We start from the raw sequence: 25256 nt of genomic DNA, 5'->3' as shown, positions 1-25256 counted from the left end.
TCGTCCGCTGACCTCAACGCCCCTCCGCGAGGCCTTCGGCACGACACAGCCCGACCCGCCACCCCGCACGCCGGAGCGAGTCGACCGCTCTCTACACGACGTGCGGTGGTGCGCAAGGTCGAAGCGCCACGGCCGGCCGGACGGCCGTACGTACGTACTTCAGCCCAACTGGTCGGAGTACGCCGGGAGGACGGTGCCGGGAGCCGTCAGAGCCGCGAGCTCCAGCGACCGCAGCATCGCTCCCCGGTCCTCCGGCACGTACTCCACATCGGCGGCGGCCGCGTCCAGCACCTCCTGGACCTCGGCCGCCGTGAGGCACCGCGCCTCGGCCGCGGCCAGCAGGCCGTCCGCCCGCGGCCGGGGCAGTCCCCGCTCCGAGGCGATCAGGTCCCCTACCGCCTCCTCACGCACGGCGAAACGGCTCATCCCGCAGTCGAGACCGTCGTCGTCCAGTTCCTCCGGGTACGGCGCGCGGGCCCAGGCGCCGTTCTCGTACCAGTACACGCACCCCAGCTCCCAGCCCTCCAGCAGCCCCCGCAGACGCTCGAACGGCAGCCAGTCCGGCCCCTGCGCCAGCATGTCGATCGCCGGTTCGTGCCATTTCACCGCACTGGACTCGTCCTCGCCGTACAGCAGGAAGCGGCCCTCGCCCAGATCCTGGAACGTCCACCAGGTGCAGCCGCGGTCGTCGAGATGCAGACCCCGGCCGTCGATCCACGTGCCGCCCCGCCGCTCGCCCCGGGCCTCCGCCTTCACCGAGGCCTGCAGCACGGCGACCAAGGCCCAGCGCGCCCACAGCACTTCGGCCGCCGGCAGGTCCTCCGGCCGTCCAGGCCTGTCGATCGCCCTTGTGTCCCCCATGTGCGTGCCCCATTCCTTCCGCGGAATCCCAGCCGGTCCGGTCCGGCCCGGCCCGGTCCGGCCCAGCGCGATCCAGTCCGGTCGAGTGCGTGTACGGCGTCCGATTGATCGCCGAACCGCGATCGTAGAACAACGCCGGCCGGCTGCCTGTCAGACCGTCCTGCCACACTGCGGCACATGTCCCTCGCCGAACTCACTCTCGACCAGTGGCGGTCCTTCGACCTGCCGACCGCACGCCGCTTCGCCCACGAGGCCGCCGCCCTCGTCGGGGGCCGGGTGACCGCCGTCGAGACGGCCGAGCACCTCGGCGGCCCGCTGCACCGGGTCCGGATCGAGCGGCACGCCCAGGAGTTCGCCCTCGTACCCGGCGGCCGGGTGGCGCTCGGCTTCGACCTCGATGCCTGGCGGCCGACACCCGAGCAGACCGCCGACTACGCGGAGAGCCTGGAGCAGGGCTTCGGCTACGGCCCCGACCTCCAGGCCCACCTCGCCCAGGTCCTCAGCCCGCCCCGCACCGCCATGCTGGCCGCCGTACTGATGGCCGTGGACGACGAGGACCTGACCGAACCACCCACCGACATGCCGGCCGTACTCGCGGCCCGCGGTCTGCGGATGCCCAGCCCGGACGAGTGGGAGCACGCCTGCGGGGCCGGCGCCACCACCCTCTTCCGCTGGGGCGACGGCTGCCCCCTCGACCACATCCCCCACGAAGGCTCCGACGGGCCGCACAACCGGCCGAACGCCTTCGGCCTGCGCATCGCCTACGACACCTACCGCACGGAACTGACCAGCGACATCACCGCGGTCCACGGAGGGGACGGCGGCGAATCGGTGTGCGGCGGCTACGGGGGCCTGCTGGGCTGGCTGCCCCTGGCCACGGCGAACCGAAACCCCGCCATGGCCGAGTTCGTGTACGGCTCCGACGGCGAAGACCTCTGCGAGGACTACTCCACCCGTCCGGTGCTCACCCTGGAACCCCACGACTCACGATGACCCCCACCCCGTCCCGATGTTCGACCGGACCGGTACAGGGCTGATGGCAGGGGTGACAGGATTCGAACCTGCGGCGCGCGGGTTTGGAGTCCGCTGCTCTGGCCAACTGAGCTACACCCCTTGGTGCTCCAGAGCTTGGCAGACGCATGGCCGGACCTCCACGGGATTTCCGCGCGGCAGCGCGCATACCCGCCCGGACGAGGTTGCCCTGACCACGCTCACCGGGCGGAGGTCGTCACCAGGCCCGCCTCGTAGGCCATGATCACCAGGTGCACCCGGTCGCGGGCGTCGAGCTTGGCCAGCAGTCGGGTCAGATAGGTCTTGGCGGTGGCGATGCTGATGCTCAGCTCGCCCGCGATCTCCGTGTTGGACAGGCCCCTGCCGACAAGCGTCAGCACCTCGCGCTCCCGGGCGGTGATGGCGTCGAGCTCCGCAGGCCGTGGCGGTGTCCCCGCAGGACGGGCGGTGAACTCCTTGATCAGTCGGCGGGTGACGGCCGGAGCGATCAGGGCGTCCCCGGCGGCGACGATCCGGATCGCGGCGAGGATGTCGTCCAGGGCCATGTCCTTGACGAGGAACCCGGACGCGCCGGCGTGCAGCGCCCCGTAGACGTAGTCGTCGTCATCGAAGGTGGTGAGGACGAGGACGCGTGCGGAGCCGGACGTGCAACCGGAACCGGAACCGGAATCGGAGCCGGCACCGGCACCGGCACCGGATACCGAGCTCCCCGTGATCTGCCGGGTGGCCTCGATGCCGTCCATGCCGGGCATGCGGAGGTCCATCACGACCACGTCGGGGGCGAGTTCCGCCGTCAGCCGCACCGCTTCCGCCCCGTCCCCGGCCTCACCCACCACCTCGATGTCCGCCGTATCGGTGATGACCATCTGGAGGGCGGTACGGATCAGGGGCTGGTCGTCGGTGAGCAGGACGCGGATGGTCATCGGGTTCTTGCCCTCTCTTCCACCGTGGCCGTGGCCGTGGTCGCGGTCGTCGTGGGTATGGCCGTGGCCGGGATCGGCAGGCGGGCCAGCACCCGGAAGCCGCCCCCGGGACGGGGGCCGGCCGTGAACTCGCCGTGCAGGAGGGCGACCCGCTCGCGCATGCCGATCAGGCCGAACCCGGCACCCGGGCCCGATCCCGATCCCGATCCCGTGCCCGATCCTGAGCCCTCGCCCGCGTCCCTGCCCCGGTCCGAGACCTCGATGGTGACCTCGTCCGCGCGGTACTCGACGCGTACGCGGCAGGAGGCGGCCCCCGAGTGCCGTACGGCGTTGGTCACCGACTCCTGGACGATCCGGAACGCCGCGAGGTCCACATCGGAGGGCAGCGGACGAACCGCGCCCTCCCGGAGCACCTCGACGCGGACACCGGCGGCCGTGGCCGTCTCGGCGAGCCGCTCCAGGTCCGCCAGCCCGGCGGCCGGGCGCAGGGACGCCGACAGGCGCTCCCGCCCCTGGTCCTCGTCGGCCTGGCGCAGGGCGCCCAGTGTCCGGCGCAGCCCCGACAGGGCCTCGCGCCCCGCCTTCTCCACCGTGAGCATCGCCTCCCGCGCCCGCTCCGGCTGGGTCTCGACGACGCGGGCCGCCGCGCCCGCCTGCAAGGCGATGATGCCGATGCTGTGCGCGACCGTGTCGTGCATCTCGCGGGCGATGCGCAGCCGTTCGGCGGTGACGGCCTGTTCGGCGGCCCGTGCGTACAACTCCTCGGTGTGGGCGCGGGCCTGGTGCACCGAGTTGCCGATCAGCCAGGCGATGACCACGGTCAGGGCCAGGAACGGCTCGGGCGCGATCCCCGAGTCCTCGCCCACGGCCAGCCGCAGGACGTAGTAGCAGGTGAGCACGGAGAGCGCCGCGGCCCCGGCGGTGAGCGACCACCTTCTGGGCCGTACGGCCGCGAGGTAGCAGAGGGCCGCGTCCACGGTCAGGAACTGCAAGGGCGGGATCTCGTCCTGCCGCCAGGCCGCCGTCCCGGCGACGATCCCGGCGATCACGAGCGCGTACGCCGCCGCACCATGCCGCCGCAACAGCGCGCTGCCGGCCAGGACCATCACGAAGGCCAGCGCCAACAGCAGCCGGGAGAGGGGCGAATCGAGGCCGTCCCGGGGGAAGTTGAGCGAATGCGTCGGGCCCGGCGGCATCACGACGTACTCGACGATGGGCTGCACCGCCGTCGCGAGCCACGCCAGTGCCGTGCACAGGCCCGGAGGTATCCGCTTGAGCAGCGGCAGGGACACGGAGGCTGACATCCGGTGATCGTAACCGGGCGCCGAGCGGCGGCCATCGGCCCCCGGACGTACAACCCTGGTCGACATCGGCGCACCCCGTTTGTCGGCCACGGTCCGACGACGGGAGGGGGCGGCCCCCGGCACCGTTGTCCTCGTGATCGAAGTCAACGAGCTGACGAAGCGGTACGGCAACACGACGGCCGTCAAAGACCTGACCTTCACCGTGAGACCCGGCCAGGTGACCGGGTTCCTCGGCCCCAACGGCGCGGGCAAGAGCACCACCCTGCGGATGATCCTCGGACTGCACGAACCCACCGCCGGCAGCGTGCACGTCGGCGGCCGGCCGTTCCGCGACCACTCCCGCGGCCTGCGCCATGTCGGCGCGCTCCTCGACGCGCACGACGTGCACGGCGGACGCAGCGCGCTGGCGCAGCTGTCCGCCCTCGCCCGCAGCAACCGCATCCCGCGGTCCCGGGTGGAGGAGGTGCTGCGGGAGGTCGGCCTCGCCGAGGTCGCCCGGCGGCGCATCGGCGGATTCTCGCTCGGGATGAAGCAGCGCCTGGGCATCGCGTCCGCCCTCCTCGGCGACCCGCCGGTGCTGCTCTTCGACGAACCGCTCAACGGCCTTGACCCGGAAGGCGTGAAGTGGGTGCGCGACCTGTTCAGGCGGCTCGCCGCCGAAGGCCGCACGGTGTTCGTCTCCAGCCACCTGATGTCCGAGATGGAACACACCGCCGACCGGCTGATCGTCATCGGCCGCGGCGAACTCATCGCGGCGGAGAGCCTCGCGGAGTTCTCCGCGCGGGGCACCCGGCACGGCGTCACGGTGGGCACCCCCGCCGCGACCGCCCTCGCGGGCCTGCTGACCGCCGACGGAGCGGCCGTACGCACGACGGGCGGCGACGGCCTCGCCGTGACCGGACTGACGGCGGCCCGGATCGGCGAGATCGCCCTGGAGCACCGCATCCCCCTGCACCACCTCAGTGCCCGACCGGCCTCCCTGGAGGAGGCGTTCATGGAACTCACCGCCGACAGCGTGCAGTACCTCGCAGGAGACCCCTCATGACCACGGACAGCACCGCGACGACCACCGCCTACAAGGCAGCCGCGCCTGCCGCGGCCGAACCGCACACCCCCGACCCCCGCGCCCGCTTCCACGACCTGCTGGCCGCCGAGTGGATCAAACTGAGCTCGCTGCGCTCCACCTGGATCGCGTACGGGTCCACCGCCCTGGCCGTCATCGCCTTCAACGCGGGCACCGCCTACGACACCTACAGCTACTGGGGGGCGCGCAGCGCGGCCGACCGGGCCGAGTTCGTCCGGGCCGGCATCCCGCTCCAGGAGGCGTTCACGGCGAACGCCGCCATGGTCATGATGCTGGCCCTGGCCGCGATCGGCGCCGTGGCGATCACCTCCGAGTACGGCACGGGCACCCTCCGCACCACGTTCGCGGCCGTTCCGGCCCGCCGCTCGGTGATGGCCGCCAAGACGGCCGTCGTCGCGGGCGTCGCCGCCGTCTTCGGCGCGATCGTCGCCGGGACCTCGTTCGGGATCACCCAGGTGATCCTCGACGGACGGGGCGCCGGCGTGCCGCTCGACCACCCGGGCGCACTCCGCCTCGTCCTGGCCTCCGCCCTGCTCGCACCCGCGTCCGCACTCGCCGGCATGGCCATCGGCTCCGTCCTCAGGCACACCGCCGGCACCATGGTCACGGCCGCGGTGCTGGTCCTCGTCCTGCCCATCGCCCTCACCGACGGCCGTCACTGGTCGGCGGTGGCCGGCCACACCACCCTCTTCCAGGCCTGGTCCCGTCTCGTGGAAGCCGGCGCGCCCCCCACGGACTACCCGTGGACCACGGGCGGGGCCTGGACGGTCTACGCCCTGTGGCTCCTCGCGGCGGCCGCGCTCACGGTGCTCAGCACCCACCGGCGCGATCAGTGACCCGCCGCCGCCTCGCCCTTCCCCCTCGCCCTCGCCCTCGCCCTCGTCCTCGTCCTCGCCTCTCAGACGGATCCGTGGCCGATCAGGCCGCGGGCGCAGTCCAGCACGCTCTCGCGGGCCGGCCGGGCCTGCCGGCCGAGGACGGGGTGCGCCTTGGCCGTGCTGTGCCGGTTGCGGCGCCCGAGGGCCGGGGCGATCTCGGTCATCGCCGGGTTGCCCCGGACGATCTCGTCGGGAATCTCCTCCACGGAGACCCGCTCGCCGTCAGTCGGTGAGCCCGTCCTCGCGGGCTCGCCGGGCCAGGTCGATCTTCGTGCAGGCGGGCCGTCCCACCTGTCGGTACTTCTCCTTCACCTGGTCCAGATAGTGCTTGGCGGTGTTCACGGTGATCCCCGCCCGCCGGGCCGTCGCCTTGAGGGTCAGCCCCGACGCGTAGTCGCGCAGGACCTGCCGCTCCCGCGGCGCGAGCCGCGGCCGCTCGGGGCCGGTGTCGCCGACCCAGGCGAAGGCCAGCTCCGGCGAGTGCGCCGTACCGCCCGCGGCCACCGTTTCCACGGCCTCGACCAGGGTTTCAAGGGCGTGGTCCTTGGTGAGGTAGCCGTCGGCCCCGGCGGCCACCGCCGCGATGACCCGGGACCGGTCGGCGACCGTGCTGATCACCAGGACCCGGCTGCCGCTCTCGCACACCCGCCGCACGTTCGCCTCCGGCGTCGACCCGTCCCGCAGCACCAGGTCGAGCAGTACGACCGGGACCCCCCGCCCCGGTCCGGCGAGCAGCTCGTCGACGGTCGCCGCGGTGGCGACCAGGCGGAGCCGGTCCTGGTCCGCCAGCCAGGACCGCAGCCCTTCCCGCAGCATCCGGTCGTCGTCGACCACGGCGATCTCGATCACGCCGGCCACCGCAGCTCGACCACGGTCCCTTCCCCGGGACTGCTGTCCACCCGCGACCAGCCGCCGATCCCGGCCAGCCGGCCGTGCACGGATCTCCGCAGTCCGGTGCCGGGGCCGGAGCGGTCGGCGCCACCGCTGTCGAAGCCCGCACCCCGGTCGGCCACGGTCACCTCCACAACACCGGAGGCGGTGCCGGTGACGGTGACGAAGGCCGTACCCGTACCGGCGTGCCTGCGCACATTGTTGAGCGCCTCGCCCACGGCCGCCGCCAGGGCCTCCGCGACATGCCGCGGCACCTCGGGCACGGCGTGCTGGTACCGGGCCTCCACCCGCAGCCCGAGACCTTCCGCCGCCCGGACGGCCTCCTCCAGCGCCGCGCCCACGTGCACGGCCCCGCCCGGCGCACCCCCGGCCCCGGCCGGCCGCGCCTCCTCCTCGAACTGCACCAGGCGCCGTACGTACGCGGCCTCGCGCGCACAGCGCTCGCGGAGGGCGGGCGCGGTGGCGTCCACCCGCCCGGCGGCGATCGCCGTCAGCGTGGCCAGGACCGTGTCGTGCAGAGCGGCGTGGTGGGCCGTACGTTCGGCCCGCCGCGCCCGGGCGGCCTCGGCGAGGACGGCCCGCCCCTGCGCGGCGTCGAGCCTCCGGCCCTGCCACCGCAGATACCACCATCCCGCCGTGGTGAGGACCACGCACTCCACGACGGCCCGGAAGTGTTCCGCCAGTTCCGCCATCTCGGGCCCGGGGGCCGCCTGGTAGAGCGCCAGGGAGGTGAGCAGCAGGAGCAGTACGGACAGGACGGCGCCCCGCGAGCCGAGCGCCACGATGGCGACGGCCGCGGCCGACAGGGCCTGCACCATCAGCCAGCCGTGCGGCTCCACGGCCGGCCCCTCGCCGACGGTGGCCAGCGCCACCCACGGCAGCAGGCACCCGGTCCAGAGCACGTCGCACCATACCCACCAGGGCCGGAACCAACCACGTAACAGCGCCGAGGAATAGAGGAGGACGGTGACGGCCACCACCCCGCCCCACAGGGCCACCGACCACCCGTCCACCGGGTCCGACGCCACCGCCTCGGCACCGACCACGAGATGCGCGACCCGGAACAGCCCCGCGGCCTTCACGGCGGTTCTGCGCGCACGCTGAAGCCCCACCCCGTACCCCCCCATGTACCCACCGCTTGCGCTGCTGCGGCTAACCCCCCGTAAGGGAGGAATCCAGTGGATCTCGCCGCGATTCCCGGAGTCAAGGCCACCCCCGGCCGCTCTGGGGCGGGTTCCCGCCGGGCCCGCCGAGGAGGGACCCCCCCCCGAACAGGCGGGTACCGCGCGGCCGGACCGCCTCGTTAGCTTCGACGGGTCAGGAACGTACTCGGAACAGGAGAGAACGCGTGGCCCGAAAGTCGATCCGCTTAGGCCGGCACGCCCTCGCGGCCGCCCTCATGGCGCTGCTGGCCCTGCTGCTGCCGACATCTTCGGCGCAGGCGGCGGAGAACCCCGGCATCATCCACACCACGAACTTCCGCAACGCGGCGATCTACGAACTGCGCGCCGCCGTCAGCTGGAAGTGCCTGGACATCCGCGGCGGCGGTGCGCCCCAGGAAGGCGCGATCATCCAGACCTTCGACTGCAAGAACGCGCTCCACCAGCGCTTCACCTTCCAGCGCACGGGCGGCGACACCTTCACCGTCGGCGCCTTCGGGACCTACTGCCTGGGCACCCAGGGAGGCACCGCCCCCGGCACCCCGCTGATCCTCAGCAACGGCTGGGGCTGCGCCACGTTCACCTGGAACTACCGCGGCACGGAGGCCTACCCCAACCGCTGGGAACTCGTCGAAGCCTCCACCGGCCAGTGCATCCGGGACACCGGCCGACGATCCCCCGTGGTCCTGGGCGCCTGCGGCAGCACCACCACCCCCTGGCCCGAGGTCTGGGCCCCGCTCTACGACCGCCAGTTCAACTACGACCAGTTGGGATGAGCCGATGACCGCACTGCGCAGGGCCCTTACCGCACTCGCCCTCACCGTCCTCGTCGCCATGGGGTCGGCGGGCACCAGTCACGCCTGCGACGGAACGCCGCCCACCGGCGCCGGCGACTTCTACTGCCAACCCGCCTGACACCCCTCGCACCGTACGGCCCCGCCCGAGCACCACCTACCGGGCGGGGCCGTGCCGGAGGCAGCACCACCACCCCCTGGCCCGAGGCTCAGGCGCGCTGGGTGAACCAGGACCGGGATTCGGGCTGTTTCGTACGGACCACGGTCAGGATCGAGGGCACGAGCCAGACGAGCGCCAGGAAGAGGATGGGAATCAGCAGGTAGATCACCAGGGTGAACCCCACCGCGGTCCAGCCGTAGGCGGTGGCCGACATGCGCAGAACGGCCTGGCGGGTGGGGAACTTGAGGGCCGTGACAATGCCCCATGCGGCGACCGCCAGCACGAGCAACGCGACGAAGACGACGATCCCCGCGCGGTCCTCACTCGCCGTCGAGGCCTCGCCTTCGTCCCAGAGGGCACGGGTGACAGCGGGGCCGTTGGTCAACAGGCCGAGTCCGACGACGGCCTGTACCCCGCCGAGGACCATCAGCAGCACGCGAAGGCTCTTGACCGGCGGCGGCATCACCGCACCGAAACCGCTCGGAGGGATCCCGGGCGGCCTCGGGGGGATCGCACCGCCGCCGTAACCCCGTGGCCGCCATGGCCGGGTCCTGGGTTGCCGCTCGCCCTGGAGCGGGCCTCTCGCGCCCGGCCGTCCGGATCTCCCGCACCGCTCATGCTCTACCGCCCCCCGGACACAGCCCGCGCGTATGCATGAATGCTCCGCCGCTTCGCGCTCGCTGTCGAGACCTGATTCCGGCCGGGGGCTCCTGAGCATGGCGCAAGACGGGGCGGAGCCAAGGGGATCCTCGTGGTGTGGCGCATCAGGTGCGGCTCCGGCGGAGATCGTGCGGTGCGAGGTGAGGTGAGGGTCGGGCGGGGGTGAAGCGGATCGGCGACTACGCGGTCGTCCGCCTGCTGGGCAGTGGGGGAATGGGCTCCGTCCATCTGGCGCACTCGCGGTCCGGACGGCTCGTGGCCATCAAGGTGATCCGGCCCGAGTACGCCGCCGATCCGGACCCCCGCAGCCGTGGATGGCCAGCGCGTACATCGAGGGACCGACCCTGCAGGCGGAACTCGCCCGGCGCGGGGTGGACGGACCCGGCAGTGGTGCCGGGCGATCGCCGTGGTGTCCATCCAGCTGGCACCCCTTCCGATCGGGGCGGACGCCGGATGGCCGGCCACCGGCGCCGTTCCTAGCCTGAGTTCATGATCATTCGTCGTCTGTGGATATCAGCCGCGCTGCTGGGGCTGGCCGTGTCCTCCCTGCCGTCCGTCACGGCTTCGGCCGTGGAACGCCCAACCGGCCCCGCCCGGTCCGTGCAGCGGGACGCCGACGCGCTGCGGGACACCGGGATCACCGGGGTGGCCGTCCGTCTGGAAACCCCGGACGGGACGGTCACGGCCCGCTCCGGGGTGGCGGACCTGGCCACGCGCCGCCCCGTTCCGAAGGACGCCCATCTGCGTCTGGGCAGCACCACCAAGACGTTCGTCGCCACCGTCATGCTGCAACTGGTGGGCGAGAAACGCATATCCCTCGACCAGACGGTGGAGCAGTTGCTGCCCGGGGTCGTGTCCGGCGCGGGCAACGACGGCCGCACCATCACCGTCCGCAACCTGCTGCAGCACACCAGCGGCCTCTCCGACTACATCCACGACGTCTTCCCCGACCCCAGTGCCCGGACCTACCTCACAAACCGGTGGCGTGCCTACACGCCCGAACAGCTGGTGGACCTTGCCGTCCGCCATGAACCCGCCTTCCCGGCCGGCTCCGGCTGGGCGTACTCCAACACGAACTACCTCCTCGCCGGAATGATCATCGAGAAGATCACCGGCCGCAGCTGGGAACAGCAGGTCCACCACCGCATCCTGCGCCCGCTCGGCCTCCAGGACACCGAAACTCCCGGCACCTCCCCCTTCCTGCCGGCTCCGCACACGACCAACTACCAGCAGTTCACCGCGAACGGCCCGCTGGTCGACACCACCATCCCCTACCGTCCCTTCGACAGCGGGGCCGACGGATCGATGACCGGCACGGCCCGCGACCTCAACCGCTTCTTCGCCGCACTGGCAAGCGGAAAGCTGCTGAAGCCCGCCGAACTCGCCGCCATGCGGAACACCGTGCCGGTACCGCAGAACACCGGCCACCCGGGCGGCACCCGGGACGGCCTGGGCCTGTTCGCCACCCCCCTGTCCTGCGGCGGCAGCTACCTCGGCCACGGCGGAAGCGGCTTCGGATACGTCATCCGAGCGGCGACAACCACGGACGGCCGCCGCACCGTCACCGTCTCCACCCACAGCCGCTCCGCCGACCCGCAGACCACGGCCCGTCAGGAAGACGCACTGAACGACCTCATCGACCACGCCCTGTGCCGCACCACCTGAAGCCACCCCGGCGAGGCGCACACCCTCCGGCTTCATCGCGAGGTCAACGGGGCACGACGACGATCGCGTTGCCGACCTCGCGCTCGGCGGGGGCGGCGGCTTCGTGGAGGGTGACGCCGATGCTGGTGTCGGGCCTGCGTCCGTCCACCGTGACGAGGAGGAGTTCGCCGGTCGCGGTGACGCCCGCGAGGGTGCGCGGGTGGCGCTGGACGATGGCGTTGGTGGCGACGCCCGAGTCGGGGTTGAGAAGGCCGTTGACATCGGCATTGATCTTGATCTCGCCGTTGCGGAGGAGGGCGGGCCCGCCGCCCGCCACGGCGGAGAAGGTGGGGCTGGTGACGGGCGCCCCCTGGGAGTCGGTGATGCTCGTGCCCGGCTTGAAGGCCTTCCCGACCGCGCCGTGCGCTCGCAGCCACTGGGCGCCGGTGCCGATTCCCTGCACCACACGGCCGCCGGGCGGGACGGGGCGACCGCCTCCGGGGGAGTGGACCGCCTGGACGACCCAGTTCCCGTCCATGAGGACGTCCACGCTGTCGGCCGTACCGGCGGGAGGCGGGGGAGTCGTGGTGCCCCATTCCGGGCGGAAGACGACGACCTCGTCGGCATCGGTGCACAGGATGTCGCGCAGCGGCCGGAGTTCGGGGACGAAGGTGTCCTTGCCGATCTGGCGGACGTCGTCGCCGACCCCTCCGCAGCCGACGCTGCGTCCGGTGGCGCGGTTGATGCCGTCCACGACCCGTCGCCCTGAAGGTCACCCCCGTACCCGGAGAAGGCCGGGTTGTTCGTCGAGTCGATGTCGAAGTCGGAGCCGTTCACGGCGGCCAGCGCGCCGGCGGCCTGACCCATCTCCCGTACCGTCTGCGGGGTCGCGACGTCGTTCCCGTGGACCGCCTTGAAGGTGACGGCGGCCGACGGGTCCACCCGCACCACCCGCACCTCCCACGGGCCGGTGCTCTCGTTCCCGTCCTGCGCCGTGTACACGGTCCGCCCGGTGAAGCCCTTGCCCGTCAGTTCCGTCAGTTCCGTCAGTTCCGTCAGTTTCGTCAGTTTCGCCCTCGCCTCGGCGAGCCCGCCCGGGCCGAACTCACCCACGCGCACCATGTGCTGGCGCGGCAGACCCGCGCCGACGCCGGGACCGGCCGGCAGCTCCCGCACGTCCACCCGTCCGGTGACCATCGCGCCGTGCCGTCTTGCGACCAGGGCGTCGGCGTGCACCCTGTTGCCGACCGACCAGGCGGTGCCGGCGGGGCGGGTGCTGGTGGCGGGATACGGCACCGGCTCCGAGGCCTTCGCCGTGACCTGGAGGGTCTCAGGGCCCAGAGGCATGCGTCCGGCCACGGGCTGGACCGCGCCGCCGGTCGCCGTGGCACTGGCGGGGGAGAGGGCGGCTATCGCGCCCAGTGCGACGGCGCGTGCCGTGATGCGGCGGATGCGGGTGGCTTGCGCGGCACGATCCGGCAGCCGGAACGCGAGCACTGGCCACGGCCCTCAGCGACCGCTCGACCTTCCACGTCGCCGCCCGCGAGTTCGGTCCCGCGCGCGACGACCTCCGGCAAGCCCTGAACCGCCTGGGGAACCTCGGCCGGATAGCGCCCTGCGTAGTCGTCGCCGCTGTCCACCCTGAGGGCGTACGGGCCCCCACTGCCCGGCCGGCCACGGTCTGCGCGAACGCACCCCTCCGCGGCTCCCGCGAGGGTCGTCCCCCGGTGTCGTCCGTTCGTAGGAAGGGGCCGACAAGGAAGGCTGGTGAGATGGAGGAGCCCGACTTCCCCTCCCTCTGTCCGTTCCGAGGAGATCCCCATGCCCACTACCACCTCTCCCACCGCCCTTCGCGAGTCGGACCCCGACTTCCTGGGGCTGCTTCGGATCCCTGTGATGTCCAGCAGGTATGCACAGGAGCAGGAACTCTGTGTCGCCGCCTGCGGCGCCTTCTGCCTCCAGAGCGGAAGTGGGCGGCGAGCGCCGAGGGTCCGAGCCCGAGGCGGGACAGCGGCCACGAGCTGACCGCCCTTCGGTCCTGAGGGCTCGGGGTGGTTCCCCGGCCTCGGCCCGTCCGGACCGAAACGCCCCGTCCCCGTGGTCGGCCGTGCCGGGCGGGCCCGCACCCTCACCTGGCATGACGTGGCGCCACTGGGTGTGGTGGTGGCGCGGTGATCCGGCACCCCGGCACATGGCCTTCCTCGGCGAGCTGAGCTCCCTGATCGCCCAGGGCAGGGAGACGGCCGTCCGCGCCGCGCACTCGAACGGCCGGCACGACCCGGGCCTGCTGACCGAGCTCGAAAAGCTCATCGCCGAGGCCGAGCAGTCCCATGACGGCCGCTACGGGCTGCTCCAGCTTGCCCGCCTGGCCTACGCGACCCATCTGCTGACCTTCGAGAGGCCGATCGAGGCTGGCGATCGCGCACGCGCACCTGCCCCGAGACGAGAAGGCGGAGGACGTGCGCCGCCGCCCTCCGGCGCCGGCCGACTGGCGGCCCACCGGGCCGCTGCCCTGTACGGTCCGGGCCGCCCGGGCCGACTAGCTGATCTGCGTGTACTTGCTCCAGCCCTTGTCCAGGAAGGAGCGGCCGGTGAAGGCCTTGATGCCGGGCAGGCCGGTGGCCTTGAACAGCCACACCTGGCCCTGGGCGTCGCGGGCGATCAGGTCCGCCCGCCCGTCGCCGTTGAGGTCGCCGGGCGCGGCAAGGGTGTTGTAGGTGTTCCAGCCGGTGCCGGCGAGTTCCCGGGCGGCGAAGGGGGCGGTGGCCTTGCCGGTGCCCTTGTAGTAGTACAGGTTGCCGTCGGGGGACTTGGCCAGGAGGTCGGCGCGACCGTCGGCGTCGAGGTCGTTGGCGCCGAGGACCTGGTCGTAAATGCCCTAGGGAGTGGGAGCGGGAGCGGGAACACGGACAGGTCAACCACGAAGAACCAGCCTTTCGGACAGAGCGCCCCCGACCCGGGAGCAAGAAGCGGCCAAAGCCCCATCTTTCCCTCTGCCTCCGACAGGAACGTCACCCGTCGGGCACCGACGACCCCTCCTCCTCGGGGATGACCTGCCGCACCTACACCCGGGTCCGGGTCAGCGGCCCGGCCCCTCGCTGATCGGCGGCGGCGTGTCGGGCAGTGCGAAGTGGGGGTTCTCGATCAGTCCGAGGATCGAGCCGGAGGGCTCGATGACGGAAGCGACGCGGATCGAGCCGCCGACGTCGCGGGCGTCCTCGCGCGGCGTCGCGCCGGCCGCGACGAGTTCCGCCAGGGCCTTGTCGACGTCCGGGACGCCCCAGTAGGTCACCGGACCGTCGGAGGGGCTGGCGTGCGGACCGAGGGCCAGCTCGTAGCCTCCGACGTTGAACCCGACGTAGAACGGCTCGTCGAAGTACGGTTCCACGCCGAGTACCGAGGTCCACCACGCCTTGGCGGCGGGGAGGTCGGGGGCGGGATACACCACTGTCCGAAGACCGAGAAACATGTGACGCCTTCCCATGCGAACAGCGGTTCAATCGGTGCGGGCGGCTGCCGTCATCCATGCGACCGGGGCCGCCTCCTGTTGGATCTTGCCGCTTCGGCACGGGCCCGGCAAGATCCGGGAGAAGACAGCCCGAGGGGGCCGGGGAGTCGCCGGGATGCGTTTCAACGCCGTGCGGCCCGGGTCCAGTAGTCGGCCCATTGCCGGGAGGCACGGAGCATGGGTTCCACCTCGGCGTCGTGCTCGTCGATCTCGGCTTGCCAGGCGGCGGCTTCGGCTCGGGTGAGTGCGGCGATCGCTTCCCGGGGGGCGGTGGCGAAGGCGGGGATCGTCGCGGTCCAGGCGGCCGCGGCCTCGGGGCTCTGCGGGCCCTCGTAGACGATGCGGAACCCCCACAGGGCGGCGGACACCCATCCGGGGCCGCAGGCCGACCACCCCCAGTCCACCAGCCGCATGCGGCCGTCCGCCTCCATCATCCAGTTGGCGCCGCCCGGGTCGCAGTGGACGAGACGGTCCCCGGTCAGGAGGTCTCGGTGGGCGGGTTCGCAGAATCTGCCCCAGCGGTCCCAGACGGTGGGGAGTCCGGCCCCACGGGGGGCGGCCACCCCGCTCAGTTCGCGCAGGACCGCGGCGGCCGGCTCCAGGTGCTCGCTGCCGGTGTCGAACCAGGCGTAGGGCGGATCCGCCACCACGGGCTCGAACCCCAGAAGGGTCCAGCCGCCGGCCCGCTCGGTCCACAGCAGGCGGGGCGCGAACGCGGGCAGATGGGGGCCCAGGCGGGCCTCGGCCTCCAGGTCCGGCAGCCGCTCCGCGCTGTCCGGGAGGCCCTTGACGAAGGCCCGTCGGCCGTCGGGTCCGGTCAGTACGGCCGCGACTCCGGAGCTGAGGCCGGTCACCTGCTCCTCCGCGGTGAACGGGCCGCCCAGCCTTCCCGCGAGCGCCTCACGAGCGGCCGCCGGGAGGCCGGCCGCCCCGACCCTGGGTTCGATCCCGCCGCTCACGACTTCGGGGGCCGTGGCGGTGGGGGCAGCGGGGTCGGCTTCTGCGGATCCGGCCGGGCCGGCGGCTTGGCCGTCTGCGGTCGGCGCGTATCACTGACGGGACTCCCCATGCCGGTCACCGTACCGCCACACCCCGAACACGGTCCGGGAGACGGACACACTGCCCCCGCTCACACCGCTCACACCGCTCACACCGCTCACACCGCTCACACCTGCACACGAGCCCGGAGGCGCGTGCCGTTCCCGGCACCGCAGGATACGGGTCGCGAATGAGCTGCCGGCCGGGGAAAGGTGCCGGGCCGCGGGGTGGGGCGTAGAAATGTGCCTCACCCCGGGGCCCGTTCAGCCGGTCAGACGCAGCGTCCGTCCATCCAGTCGGTCATGCCCTTGGTCCACGAGGTGGCCAGCCGGGTCGCATCGGCGTCCAGGGCCCGCTGCCAGGACGCGTAGTTCCCGGAGGCCGGCGGGGGCGGCTCCTTCCAGTCGACGACGTCGTACCAGTCGGGGGCGCCGTCCAGGGCCGCGGAGAGGCCCGCGGCGGTGATGCGGCTCTTGAGCACCGGAGCCAGGTCCTTGTCGTGCGTGTAGACCATGATCTCCTGGGAGGCGATGCGCTCCGTGATCGGTGCGAGCACCTCGTTCCAGGCCGTCTCCCGGATGGTCGGGTCGCTGTGACGGAGGAACTCCGAGGTCTCCCCCTTCACCTCCACCAGCACGGGCATGCCGAGGGACTTGGCGCTGTCGAGCCACTCGCGGAACGTGTACACGGTCTCGCCCTGGTAAGGGCCGCGGGTGATGGTGCGCCCCTTGAGCGGGTTCGTCCCGCTGGCCCACGTCAGCTCCGAGATGGTGCCGGACGGGCCGCTGAGCCCGTTGGTGCTGGCGTTGTGCCACATCACGGCCTTGGTGCCGTTCTTGGTCAGCCGCAGATCGGCCTCCACCCCGGCCGCGCCCCAGCTCTTCTCCTGGGCGAGGCCCCTGGGGGTGTTCGGTGCGCGGATCTGGTCGACCTTCCAGCCTTCCGCCTGCGTGAGGGGGTACCCGCCGTGTGCGAACACCGCGGGGCAGTAGGGCAGCAACGTGGGGCTGGTGTAGCCCTCCAGCATGTGGACCTGGCTGAAGGTCCAGTTGCCGGGCTCGGACTCCCAGCTGTGCAGTGCGGTGTTGAGGGCGCCGTCGGGCTTGGCGGTGAAGGTGATCGTCTTCACCCGTCCGTCGGTGTAGCCGTAGAGGGTGGCCAGGTCGTCGCGGCCGTCTCCGTTGAAGTCGCCGGTGACGATCTTCATGCGCGAGCGGTCGTAGGAGCCTGTCGGGATCTCCAGCATGTCCTGCCGGCCGCCGAACTTCCCGTCCGCACCGAGATGGAAGCCGATCACCGCGTCGTGCCCGTCGGCGTAGTCGTACCAGGCCGCCAGTTCGTCACGGCCGTCACCGTCGAAGTCTCCGGCGTGCAGACTCGCCTGCCGGAACGTCCAGCTGGGGGACTCCCAGCCGTGCACGGGCTCGGCGAAGCCGCCGTTGGTCTGCCCGGCCCAGTACAGCAGTTTCACACTGCCGTCCCGGTAGCCGTACAGGGCCGCGAGGTCGTCGCGGCCGTCCCCGTTGAAGTCGCCGGTGGCGAACTTCATCCGGTTGACGCTCCAGCCGTCGGCGGCGGCCCGCTCGAAGGAGTAGAAGTGCCCGCCGAAGCCGCCGTCCGGGCCGGCCAGCATGGTGAAGAGCCTGTCGCGGCCGTCCCCGTAGGCGTACCAGACGGCGACGTCGTCACGGCCGTCTCCGTTGAAGTCGCCGGCCTGGGCGGTCATCGCGTCGAAGTTCCATGTGCCCGGCTCCGCGGTCCAGGTGTGGAGGGGGTCCGCGAAGGTGCCGTTTCCGCGGCCGATCCAGGTCAGCAGGGTGACCCGGCCGTTCTCGTAGCCGTAGAAGGCCGCGAGGTCGCCCACGCCGTCCCCGTTGAAGTCGCCGGTGAGGCGCTTCATGTTCTCGACCCAGTAGTTGCCCGGGGCGGTCTCCCAGCCCACGCCGGGCGTGGCGAAGGCGCCGTTCGGCTCCGTGAGGAAGGTGCGTACGGCGTCGTGACCGTCCGCGTAGTCGTACCAGGCGGCCATATCGCTGCGGCCGTCATCGTTGTAGTCGTGGCGGGCACCCCTGCCCGGTCCGGCCGCTCTACTGGTCGGGGCGTCTGCCGTGCCGTCGAACGCCTTGGCCGCGACCGCCGGTTGCCCGGCGACCGCCGGTTGCCCGGGCGTACCGGTCGCACTCCCGGTGCCCGTGGACAGGCCGAGCAGGGCCAGGCACAGCACGGCCGAGCCCATGGCTATGGAAGGTCTCTTCATCCAGCTCTTCACATCCCTTGCCGTCGAACGAGAAAACGCACCCCTCGGCGGGGGTGCGGAGGAACGGGCCCTCGCCGACCGGATCGTCCATCGCGGCACACCTCTGGCGCGGGTGACGGCCGACCGCTGCGGGGCCGTCGATCATTAGAACATTCAAGATCCTTGGCAGCAGCCACCTCCGCCGCGCCGGGGTCGGCGATCATGGGTCGGGACGGACGGCAGACGGCGGGGGTGCGGGATGCAGCGGATAGGGCAGGGTCGCGAGGCCGAGGTGTTCGCCTTGGACGGAGCCCGGGTGCTGCGCAGGTTCCGGGACGGACGGGAGCCGGCGGGGGAGGAGGCACGGCTGCTGGCCTGGCTGGCCGGACAGGGTTACCCGGTGCCCCAGGTGTACGAGGCGCACGGCGCGGACCTGGTCATGGAACGGCTGCACGGACCGACCATGAGCCAGGCGCTGCGCCACCGGCCGTGGCGGGCACCGGCCTACGGAGCGATGCTCGGCCGCCTCCACGACGACCTGCACGCCCTCCCGGACCCCGGCTGGCTCCCCGAACTCCCAGGCGCCGGGGACAACCCCCGGGTCCTGCACCTGGACCTCCATCCGGAAAACGTGATCCTCACCGACCGCGGGCCACGGGTCATCGACTGGACCACCTGCCGCACCGGCCCACCCGAACTCGACCCCGCCATGACCACCGTCATCCTCCGCGGCCTCGTGCTACGCCCCCACGAGCGCGGCCTGATCAGGGTCTTCCTGCGTGCGATGGCCCGCACCTGCGGGAGCGACCGGCATGCCGGCATGCCGGCCGCCATACGGCGGCGACTGGCGGACCCGCACCTGACGGAGGAGGAGAAGGGCCTGGTGTCCGCCCTCCGGCGACGCCACACCTGAGGCACGGTCGGGGGCGGGCCCCCTCGGGGACCGACACCGACCGGGGCCGGGTCGGGAACGTCATGCGGCGTCGGCGGGTAGGGAAGCCTCGGATGCCGTGCAACAGTCGGGTCACCGGCTGCGCCGCCGCCACGGGACGCAACCGGTAGGAGGTGGAGACGGTCTTCATCGCCGCGGCCAAGCCTTCCCCTGCATGAAATGAGGTGTGCGGATCCGTGAGAATGGTCCGTCCCGTGGCTCTCGGAGTCGTGCTCTCCCTTGCCCTCCTCGGCTGCGACAGCGCCGGCGAGGGCCCCTCGGGGGGCGAGCCCGCGGCCCGGCTCGCCGCGCTGCCCTCTTTGGCTGTCGAGGGGGATCCCCTGGCAGACCTGGGTGACTCGCTGGCGGGCAGCTCGCCCAAGATCGTGGGCGAGGCGACCAGCGGTGGGACCCGGCTGCTCGTGTACACCGGCGAGGGCGCCTGCGGCCTGGCGACCGTCAGCGGCACCGGGTCCCGGAAGTCCCCGAGCCATCTCCTCGCCCAGTGGCCCAAGAAGGGCGAGGGACACGAGGAATTCCCCGCCGGCCCCTACAACACGGCGTCCGGCTCCGGCGGTTCCGGGAGTTGGGCCTCGGTGGCCTGCAGTCCCCACGCCATGGTGATCGAGTACAGCGCCGACCGCGACGGGTCGGCGCAGTTGCCGCAGGTCCGCGGTCAGCTCTCGGTGGTACCCAAGGCAGGAGCCCGAGCTGCTTGGACCTTCGTCGTCGGAGACGAGAAGACCCGTGCGGAGATCACCCCGGCACTCAAGGCCGACTGACAACCGCCACACGGCCCGCCTGGTCAGGTATTCCGCTGGTGGGCCCCGGCGCCCCGGCAGCACCACGGGGTGTCACCGCGCCACCGCCCCGGGAGGGAACCCGTACGACCGCCGCACCGCCCGCACCGCCCGCACCGCCCGCACCGCCCGTGCCGTTCGTCCGACGTGCGCTCGGAGGCCGGCCGTTCACCGAGATCGGGGAACCGGAGCTGGCCGTCGACGACGACCGCTCAGGGCTGCTCGCGGTCGGCGGGGACCTGGGGCGGATGCAGTGGAGCGGCAGCGGTACCGCGGACAGCGGCTGGTCGGGGTACCGGATCGGCGTCTACACCCGGGACGGGCTGCGGTGCCGCCGGCTGGTGCGGTCCCGGTACCCGGTGCGCGCGCTGGCCTTCCACCCCGTGCTGCCCCTGCTGGCGGTGGGGACGGGCCGCTACGACGGCGGCTACGCCTTCGAGGGCGAACTCCTGCTGGTCCAGCTGGATTCGGGCGCGGTGGTCTCCGCCCTGGAGTACCCGCGCGAGGTGCTCGGCGTGGAGTGGCTCGGCGAGAACGGCCTGCGCCTGGTCCTGGCTCCGCACAACGACTTCGTGGACCCGCTGGCCCACCGGCAGGGACATGCCGTCGTGGTGACGCGCGCGGACTGGGCGGCGGTGGGGCACCGGGCGGTCCGCTCCGGGGAGACGGACGTGCCCGCGGAGCCCTTCGAGCGGTCGGACCGCTCGGCGCGGGCCCGCCGGATCCCGGCGGAGCTCGCGGAGGCGGCCGGCGGGCCGCCGTGGGCGGTGCGCCGCCGGGTGTGGGCCGTCGAAGGCCTGCCGGACGGGCGCGTGCTGGCCGCCCTGGACGGAGTGCTCGCGGAGTCGTGGCTGCCGTCCGGGGAACGGCAGTGGGCGGTGACCGACGAGGAGGGCGGCCGCCAACTGCTGTCGGCCTCCGACGGGACGTCCGTATGGGCCAACGCCGAACGCCGCGGCCGCGGTGGCCCGTCGGCGCCCCGGGTGGCCCGGATCGCGCTCGACACGGGGGAGGTACGGGAGAGGGTGAGCCCCGACACGGTCCCGGTGCTCGTCGCCGGGGGCGGCGACCGGATGATCCTGCGGCCGCTGACCGGCCGTGGCGGTGGCCCGCAGCAGCTCACGACGTACGACCTGACCGCCCTGGACGCGGCGACCGGCGCGATGCGATGGCACACCGAGCTCGCCGTCGACGGCGTCGCCGTCACCGCGCTGTCCCTGGCGGTGGCGCCCGGAGGGCGGTTGCTCCCCGGGCCCGTCTCGCGGTGTTTCGAATACGGCGGGCCCGTCCCCGGGGGTATGCAGCGGGGCGGTCGGCCGTGGGGCGGAACCGGGCCGCACGGCGGAGAAGGCCGGGGTGCGCCGTACGGCATGCCGTACGGCGGCGGACTGCGGGTCCAGGTGTTCGTCGATCTCCGCGCATTCCTTGCCGTTGTGGACGGCGCGGGCGATGTCCTCGCGCAGCTGCCGGGCGCTCTCGGTGTCGACCTCGGCGAGGGCGGGCGCGTCGAGGGCGCGGCCGGCCGACGACCGGGTGGTCGACCACCTCCCGGACCTCCGCTTCGGCGGCCCCGACCATGGCGGCCGGGTCACGGTCCGCCACCTGCTCCAGCAGACCTCGGGCATACCGCAGTCGGCGACCTTCGAGGTCACCGACTGCGTCGACGCCGACTGCCCGGACGTGACCGGCCGGACCGCCGCACTGGACGACATGCGTCCACTGGGGCAGGCCGGCGGCGCCTCACCCTCACCCTCACCCTCACCGTCCTGTGGTGCCTGCTCGGTGCCGTGCCCTCGGTGCCGTGTCCTCGGTGGCCCTGGTGGGGGCCCTCGCCCTCGTAGGCCCCGCAGCACTCTGGACCTGGACCCCCGACGCGTTCACGGCCAACGTTTCGGGCAGCGGTGACCCCGCGTCCGTCATCGTCACTGGCACGGATGCTGTGGCGCGGCCGTTGGCTCAGGGGGTGCCGGTGGGGTCTGGGGCGGAGGTTCTTGCGGCGTCGGGGTGGACGGAGGCCCGCAGTGTCCGCAGGTGGGCTTCCAGGTCGGCGAGCTGCGGCGGGGTGAAGAGGCCGGTGAACCAGCGTTCGATGCCGGCGATGTGGTCGGGCAGGACCGTGCGCAGCCGTTGCCTGCCTTCGGGGGTGATGACGGCGTAGGTGCTGCGCCGGTCCTGGGGGCTTGCTTCGCGGTGTACGAGCCCTCCGCGCTGGAGGCGGTCCACGACGCGGGTGACTCCGCTGGTGGACAGAAGGAGCTGGGCGGCCAGGTCGCTCATCCGCAGCCGGCCGTCGGGGGAGTGGTTCAGCCGCATCAGGGTGCTGAAGTCGAGGGAGGAGAGGCCGGACTTCTCCAGGGTGGGGGCCAGGCGGGCGGCCAGCCCGTCATGGGTCTCGAAGAAGAGGCCGGTCAGGGTCAGGCGGGGGTCGTCGTGGGCGTCGGGGCTCATGGGGCCATCCTAGCCACAGATGGTTGCTGTGCGGATAGTTGACGTGAGGAATAAACCTGGATAGAAAGTGTCTGTCGTGAGGATATTCCTCATGGCAAGTAAATTGGTCGCTGCCCGCCCGGGCCGGCCGCGCCGTCCGCGAACTGACGAGGAGTCCGCTCATGACCACCACCTGGGTCGCAGCCTTCCGTTCCGCAGTCCTCAGCCCCTACGAGGACATCCAGCTGAAGCCCTCCCGGGGGTTCCATGACCAGACACTGCGACAGATCCTCCACCTGGACGGGTCGGGAGAGGCGCTGCGCGTCATCCTCAGCAACGAGTACGGCAAGGAGCCCCTGTCCGTCGCCGCCGCCACCATCGCCCTCCGCGGCCACGGCACCGCCATCGACACCGCCACCGAACACGTGCTGCGGTTCGATGGGGCGAGCGAGACGGTCATCCCCGTCGGCGAGCGGATCCACAGCGACCCCGTCCCCCTGGCCGTGACCGCCGGGAGCGACCTGGCGCTCACCCTGCACCTGCCGGGAGACACCGGCCCGGCGACCTACGCCCACACCCCCTCGCAGAACGCCTACCTCCTGCCCGGGCCCGCGCTCTCGGAGGACTTCTCCCAAGCCGAGGAGATCGACGGCCGCTACTACGTCACCGGCGTCGATGTGCTGGCACCCCAAGGCACCGCGATCGCCGTCGCCTTCGGTGACTCCTGGTTCGAAGGTGTGGGAACCACGCCCGGAGCCAACCTGCGGTTCCCCGACCAGCTGAACCGGCGCCTGGACCGCGGCTGGGTCGTCAACCAGGGGATCGGCGGCAACCGCCTGCTGACCGACGAGGTCGGTCCGCGCGGCCTGGACCGCTTCGAGCGGGACGTCCTCCAGGTGCCGGGCGCGACCCATGTGCTCATCCACTTCGGCCTCAACGACATCGGACTGCCCGGGATGAGCGGCCGCCCCCCGGCCGGCGCGGCAGAACTCATCGCCGGCTTCACCGAGCTCGCAGGACGCGCACGATCCGCCGGACTCGCGACGATCGGCATGACGATGGGCCCCTACGCCGGCACGATCTACCCCGGCATCGACACCCCCGAGGGCCGTGTGGTGCGCCGCGAAGTCAACGACTGGATCCGCACCTCCACCGTCTTCGACGCCGTGGCCGACATCGCCGAGGCCGTCCAGGACCCCCACGCCCCCGAACACATCCGCGCCGACCTCGACAGCGGGGACCACCTCCACCTCAACGACGCGGGCGCGCAGGCCATGGCCGCCGCCATCGACCTCGCCACCCTGCGCCTGTGACCGCCACACCCGGACCCCCGCTGCGGCGCCAGGGCGCCGCGGTCAACAACAGCGAGGGGAGCGGCCGCGGTGCGCGACCCAGGTGTTCGGTCCGCGCCTCCGGGCCCGATGGCACCATCCCTCGGATCATCAGCGCAACAGGAGTCATGCGGACCCGGCGGCCGGGACCCGTGGCGCGACGCCCGCTTCGCGGGTTGCGGCGCGCAGTGCCACGGCCTCCGGGCCGCCCTGTCGCGCGATTTCGATGCCGGCGTTGACCAGCGCGTTGCGCAGGTCAACGTGGCGGTAGGTGGTGCGCTTGGGTTGGCTGGTGGCCGGTGTCGTCACGCCCCCAATGCAGACGGCGTCCACTTATCCCGCCTAAGCTGCTGCAAGATCAACCCGGGGGTGCGGATGGCCGTGCCGCCCGAATGTGGACACCGTACACAAGGGGCACGGTGTGCCCCGCATCAAGGGGGATTCATCTCATGCGCGAAATCATCAGCTCCGCCTTCATCTCCCTCGACGGTGTCGTGGAGGCCCCCGGCGGAGAGCCCGGCTACCGGAACTCCGGCTGGACCTTCAAGGACATCGAGTTCCTGCCCGAGGCCTTCGAGATCAAGGGCCGGGAGCAGAAGGGAGTCTCCTCGATGCTGCTCGGCCGGACCAGCTACGAGGCCTTCAGCCCCGTATGGCCCGGCATGGAGGACTTCGCCGACTACAAGGCGATGCCCAAGTACGTCGTCTCCACCACCCTCACCGAGGACGACCTCGTGTCGGACTGGGGCGACACCACCATCCTGCGCACCCTTGACGAGGTCGCCGCGCTCAAGGAGACCGAGGGCGGGCCGATCATCATGCACGGCAGCGCCGCTCTGAACCGGGCGCTCTCCGACGCCGGCCTGATCGACCGGTACCACCTGCTCGTCTTCCCGCTGCTGCTCGGTGCGGGCAAGCGTCTCTTCAGCGCCACGGACAAGGACGCACAGAAGCTGAAGCTCGTCGAGCACGCGGCGTACGACAACGGCCTGCAGCTGAACGTCTTCGAGGTCATCCACTAGTACTCCAGCCGGACTTTGATGCTTTGCCTGGTCAACGGCTTGGGTGTGGGGAGTGTAGCGGGGTGGTGCCGGGTGCGGGACGGGTTCGCGAGGCCCGTCCCGCGAACGAGTGCCCGCGCCGTGTGTAATGACATCGGCGTGCTCTGGCTTGGTGTCGGCGGCGCCATCGTGACCAGTTCATCGAGTGGTCGCCCCGTGCAGCAGGATGTCGGTGGGCAGCTGCCAGCAGACGGCGAATCTCGGCTGGTGTGAGGTCCACGAGGTCGGGTGTGTCCCGCTCTCGTCCCCCTTTTCCCTCGCGTGGGCGGCGGTGACGGCCAGGAACGCGTGGGCCAGCATGGCAAGGGTGACGTGCCGGTGCCAGCCGGTGTAGCGGCGGACTTCGTACTGGTCGAGGCCGCAGTCGTTCTTCGCGCTCTGGAAGCACTGCTCGATCTTCCAGCGGCAGCCAGCGACCAGCACGAGGTCGGCGAGGGTGGCCTGCAGGGGTGCCGAAGGCAGGAAGTAGGCGAGCTCGTCCGGCTTGGTGATGCTGCGGCGGGCAAGCATCCATCGCTGGCGGGTGGGCTCGTCACCGTCGAACTCCCAGACAG

At 72.2% G+C, this 25256-nt stretch carries 24 protein-coding genes, 1 tRNA gene and 2 pseudogenes; 11 read left to right on the top strand and 16 right to left on the bottom strand.

Going from position 1 to position 25256, the window contains the following annotated elements; genetic code table 11:
- Positions 1-159: 159 nt before the first annotated feature.
- The gene (locus tag ACZ50K_RS27720) at positions 160-861 is read right to left on the bottom strand and encodes a hypothetical protein (protein WP_468907894.1); all 702 of its coding nucleotides are present in this window, start codon (positions 859-861) and stop codon (positions 160-162) included.
- A gap of 177 nt (positions 862-1038) precedes the next feature.
- On the opposite strand from ACZ50K_RS27720, the gene ACZ50K_RS27715 reads away from it, so the two are divergent.
- A complete protein-coding gene (locus ACZ50K_RS27715) occupies positions 1039-1854 on the top strand; it encodes a hypothetical protein (protein ID WP_468907893.1) in 816 nt (271 codons plus the stop codon).
- 44 nt (positions 1855-1898) lie between these two features.
- On the opposite strand, the gene ACZ50K_RS27710 is transcribed toward ACZ50K_RS27715, so the two are convergent.
- From ACZ50K_RS27710 to ACZ50K_RS27700, 3 genes are all read right to left on the bottom strand, one after another.
- Positions 1899-1975 (bottom strand) — tRNA-Trp (locus ACZ50K_RS27710).
- Between the two features lie 97 nt (positions 1976-2072).
- A complete protein-coding gene (locus ACZ50K_RS27705; RefSeq protein WP_468907892.1) occupies positions 2073-2795 on the bottom strand; it encodes a response regulator in 723 nt (240 codons plus the stop codon).
- Positions 2792-4099, bottom strand: a complete 1308-nt coding sequence (locus tag ACZ50K_RS27700; protein WP_468907890.1) for a sensor histidine kinase — start codon at positions 4097-4099, stop codon at positions 2792-2794. Before ACZ50K_RS27700 ends, ACZ50K_RS27705 begins: the two co-directional genes overlap by 4 nt.
- A gap of 133 nt (positions 4100-4232) precedes the next feature.
- On the opposite strand from ACZ50K_RS27700, the gene ACZ50K_RS27695 reads away from it, so the two are divergent.
- Both ACZ50K_RS27695 and ACZ50K_RS27690 read left to right on the top strand, forming a co-directional pair.
- Positions 4233-5144, top strand: coding sequence for an ABC transporter ATP-binding protein (locus ACZ50K_RS27695; protein WP_468907889.1), 912 nt, complete (start codon positions 4233-4235; stop codon positions 5142-5144).
- Positions 5141-6019, top strand: coding sequence for an ABC transporter permease (locus tag ACZ50K_RS27690; protein WP_468907887.1), 879 nt, complete (start codon positions 5141-5143; stop codon positions 6017-6019). Before ACZ50K_RS27695 ends, ACZ50K_RS27690 begins: the two co-directional genes overlap by 4 nt.
- A gap of 62 nt (positions 6020-6081) precedes the next feature.
- On the opposite strand, the gene ACZ50K_RS27685 is transcribed toward ACZ50K_RS27690, so the two are convergent.
- From ACZ50K_RS27685 to ACZ50K_RS27675, 3 genes are read right to left on the bottom strand one after another with little or no spacing between them, the layout of a single operon-like run.
- Positions 6082-6267, bottom strand: a complete 186-nt coding sequence (locus ACZ50K_RS27685) for a hypothetical protein (RefSeq protein WP_468907886.1) — start codon at positions 6265-6267, stop codon at positions 6082-6084.
- Positions 6268-6283: 16 nt separating this feature from the next.
- Complete coding sequence (locus ACZ50K_RS27680) at positions 6284-6910, bottom strand: response regulator (protein ID WP_468907884.1); 627 nt, start codon at positions 6908-6910, stop codon at positions 6284-6286.
- Complete coding sequence (locus ACZ50K_RS27675; RefSeq protein WP_468907883.1) at positions 6907-8064, bottom strand: sensor histidine kinase; 1158 nt, start codon at positions 8062-8064, stop codon at positions 6907-6909. Before ACZ50K_RS27675 ends, ACZ50K_RS27680 begins: the two co-directional genes overlap by 4 nt.
- A gap of 287 nt (positions 8065-8351) precedes the next feature.
- Between ACZ50K_RS27675 and ACZ50K_RS27670 the strand changes: the two genes are divergently transcribed.
- Positions 8352-8888 (top strand): RICIN domain-containing protein, encoded by a 537-nt coding sequence (locus ACZ50K_RS27670; RefSeq protein WP_468907881.1) that lies wholly within the window; start codon positions 8352-8354, stop codon positions 8886-8888.
- A gap of 4 nt (positions 8889-8892) precedes the next feature.
- Positions 8893-9027 (top strand): hypothetical protein, encoded by a 135-nt coding sequence (locus tag ACZ50K_RS27665; RefSeq protein ID WP_468907879.1) that lies wholly within the window; start codon positions 8893-8895, stop codon positions 9025-9027.
- 88 nt (positions 9028-9115) lie between these two features.
- On the opposite strand, the gene ACZ50K_RS27660 is transcribed toward ACZ50K_RS27665, so the two are convergent.
- Positions 9116-9502 (bottom strand): hypothetical protein, encoded by a 387-nt coding sequence (locus tag ACZ50K_RS27660; RefSeq protein WP_468907877.1) that lies wholly within the window; start codon positions 9500-9502, stop codon positions 9116-9118.
- A gap of 713 nt (positions 9503-10215) precedes the next feature.
- On the opposite strand from ACZ50K_RS27660, the gene ACZ50K_RS27655 reads away from it, so the two are divergent.
- The gene (locus tag ACZ50K_RS27655) at positions 10216-11391 is read left to right on the top strand and encodes a serine hydrolase domain-containing protein (protein WP_468907875.1); all 1176 of its coding nucleotides are present in this window, start codon (positions 10216-10218) and stop codon (positions 11389-11391) included.
- Between the two features lie 43 nt (positions 11392-11434).
- On the opposite strand, the gene ACZ50K_RS27650 is transcribed toward ACZ50K_RS27655, so the two are convergent.
- From ACZ50K_RS27650 to ACZ50K_RS27630, 5 genes and pseudogenes are all read right to left on the bottom strand, one after another.
- The gene (locus tag ACZ50K_RS27650) at positions 11435-12124 is read right to left on the bottom strand and encodes a phosphodiester glycosidase family protein (protein WP_468907874.1); all 690 of its coding nucleotides are present in this window, start codon (positions 12122-12124) and stop codon (positions 11435-11437) included.
- Between the two features lie 1908 nt (positions 12125-14032).
- Positions 14033-14164 (bottom strand): annotated as a pseudogene (locus ACZ50K_RS27645) (hypothetical protein); the annotation flags it as partial.
- A gap of 285 nt (positions 14165-14449) precedes the next feature.
- The gene (locus tag ACZ50K_RS27640) at positions 14450-14839 is read right to left on the bottom strand and encodes a VOC family protein (RefSeq protein ID WP_468907873.1); all 390 of its coding nucleotides are present in this window, start codon (positions 14837-14839) and stop codon (positions 14450-14452) included.
- Positions 14840-15000: 161 nt separating this feature from the next.
- Positions 15001-15837, bottom strand: a complete 837-nt coding sequence (locus tag ACZ50K_RS27635) for a hypothetical protein (RefSeq protein WP_468907872.1) — start codon at positions 15835-15837, stop codon at positions 15001-15003.
- 350 nt (positions 15838-16187) lie between these two features.
- A complete protein-coding gene (locus tag ACZ50K_RS27630; RefSeq protein WP_468907871.1) occupies positions 16188-18173 on the bottom strand; it encodes an FG-GAP-like repeat-containing protein in 1986 nt (661 codons plus the stop codon).
- A 238-nt stretch (positions 18174-18411) separates the two neighbouring features.
- Here ACZ50K_RS27630 and ACZ50K_RS27625 point away from each other — a divergent pair, with 238 nt between their 5' ends.
- From ACZ50K_RS27625 to ACZ50K_RS27615, 3 genes are all read left to right on the top strand, one after another.
- Positions 18412-19065 (top strand): phosphotransferase, encoded by a 654-nt coding sequence (locus ACZ50K_RS27625; protein ID WP_468907870.1) that lies wholly within the window; start codon positions 18412-18414, stop codon positions 19063-19065.
- Positions 19066-19298: 233 nt separating this feature from the next.
- Positions 19299-19865, top strand: a complete 567-nt coding sequence (locus ACZ50K_RS27620) for a hypothetical protein (protein ID WP_468907868.1) — start codon at positions 19299-19301, stop codon at positions 19863-19865.
- Between the two features lie 149 nt (positions 19866-20014).
- Complete coding sequence (locus ACZ50K_RS27615; protein WP_468907866.1) at positions 20015-21724, top strand: hypothetical protein; 1710 nt, start codon at positions 20015-20017, stop codon at positions 21722-21724.
- 115 nt (positions 21725-21839) lie between these two features.
- Here ACZ50K_RS27615 and ACZ50K_RS27610 read toward each other — a convergent pair whose 3' ends face one another.
- Positions 21840-22331 carry a MarR family winged helix-turn-helix transcriptional regulator gene (locus ACZ50K_RS27610; RefSeq protein WP_468907864.1) on the bottom strand — a complete coding sequence of 164 codons (492 nt, stop codon included), beginning with the start codon at positions 22329-22331 and terminating at the stop codon, positions 21840-21842.
- Positions 22332-22492: 161 nt separating this feature from the next.
- Between ACZ50K_RS27610 and ACZ50K_RS27605 the strand changes: the two genes are divergently transcribed.
- Positions 22493-23623 carry a GDSL-type esterase/lipase family protein gene (locus ACZ50K_RS27605; protein WP_468907862.1) on the top strand — a complete coding sequence of 377 codons (1131 nt, stop codon included), beginning with the start codon at positions 22493-22495 and terminating at the stop codon, positions 23621-23623.
- A 144-nt stretch (positions 23624-23767) separates the two neighbouring features.
- Here the strand turns inward: ACZ50K_RS27605 and ACZ50K_RS27600 are convergent, their stop codons facing one another.
- Positions 23768-23950, bottom strand: a complete 183-nt coding sequence (locus ACZ50K_RS27600; RefSeq protein WP_468907861.1) for a hypothetical protein — start codon at positions 23948-23950, stop codon at positions 23768-23770.
- Between the two features lie 140 nt (positions 23951-24090).
- Here ACZ50K_RS27600 and ACZ50K_RS27595 point away from each other — a divergent pair, with 140 nt between their 5' ends.
- On the top strand, positions 24091-24663 hold the full coding sequence (locus ACZ50K_RS27595) for a dihydrofolate reductase family protein (RefSeq protein ID WP_468907859.1): 573 nt from the start codon (positions 24091-24093) through the stop codon (positions 24661-24663).
- A gap of 177 nt (positions 24664-24840) precedes the next feature.
- Here ACZ50K_RS27595 and ACZ50K_RS27590 read toward each other — a convergent pair.
- Positions 24841-25256 (bottom strand): annotated as a pseudogene (locus ACZ50K_RS27590) (IS701 family transposase); the annotation flags it as partial.

It is taken from the genome of Streptomyces sp. NPDC033845, assembly GCF_055576225.1.
Note: the sequence above shows the minus strand (reverse complement) of the source record. Positions and strands in the feature narration are given on the sequence as shown.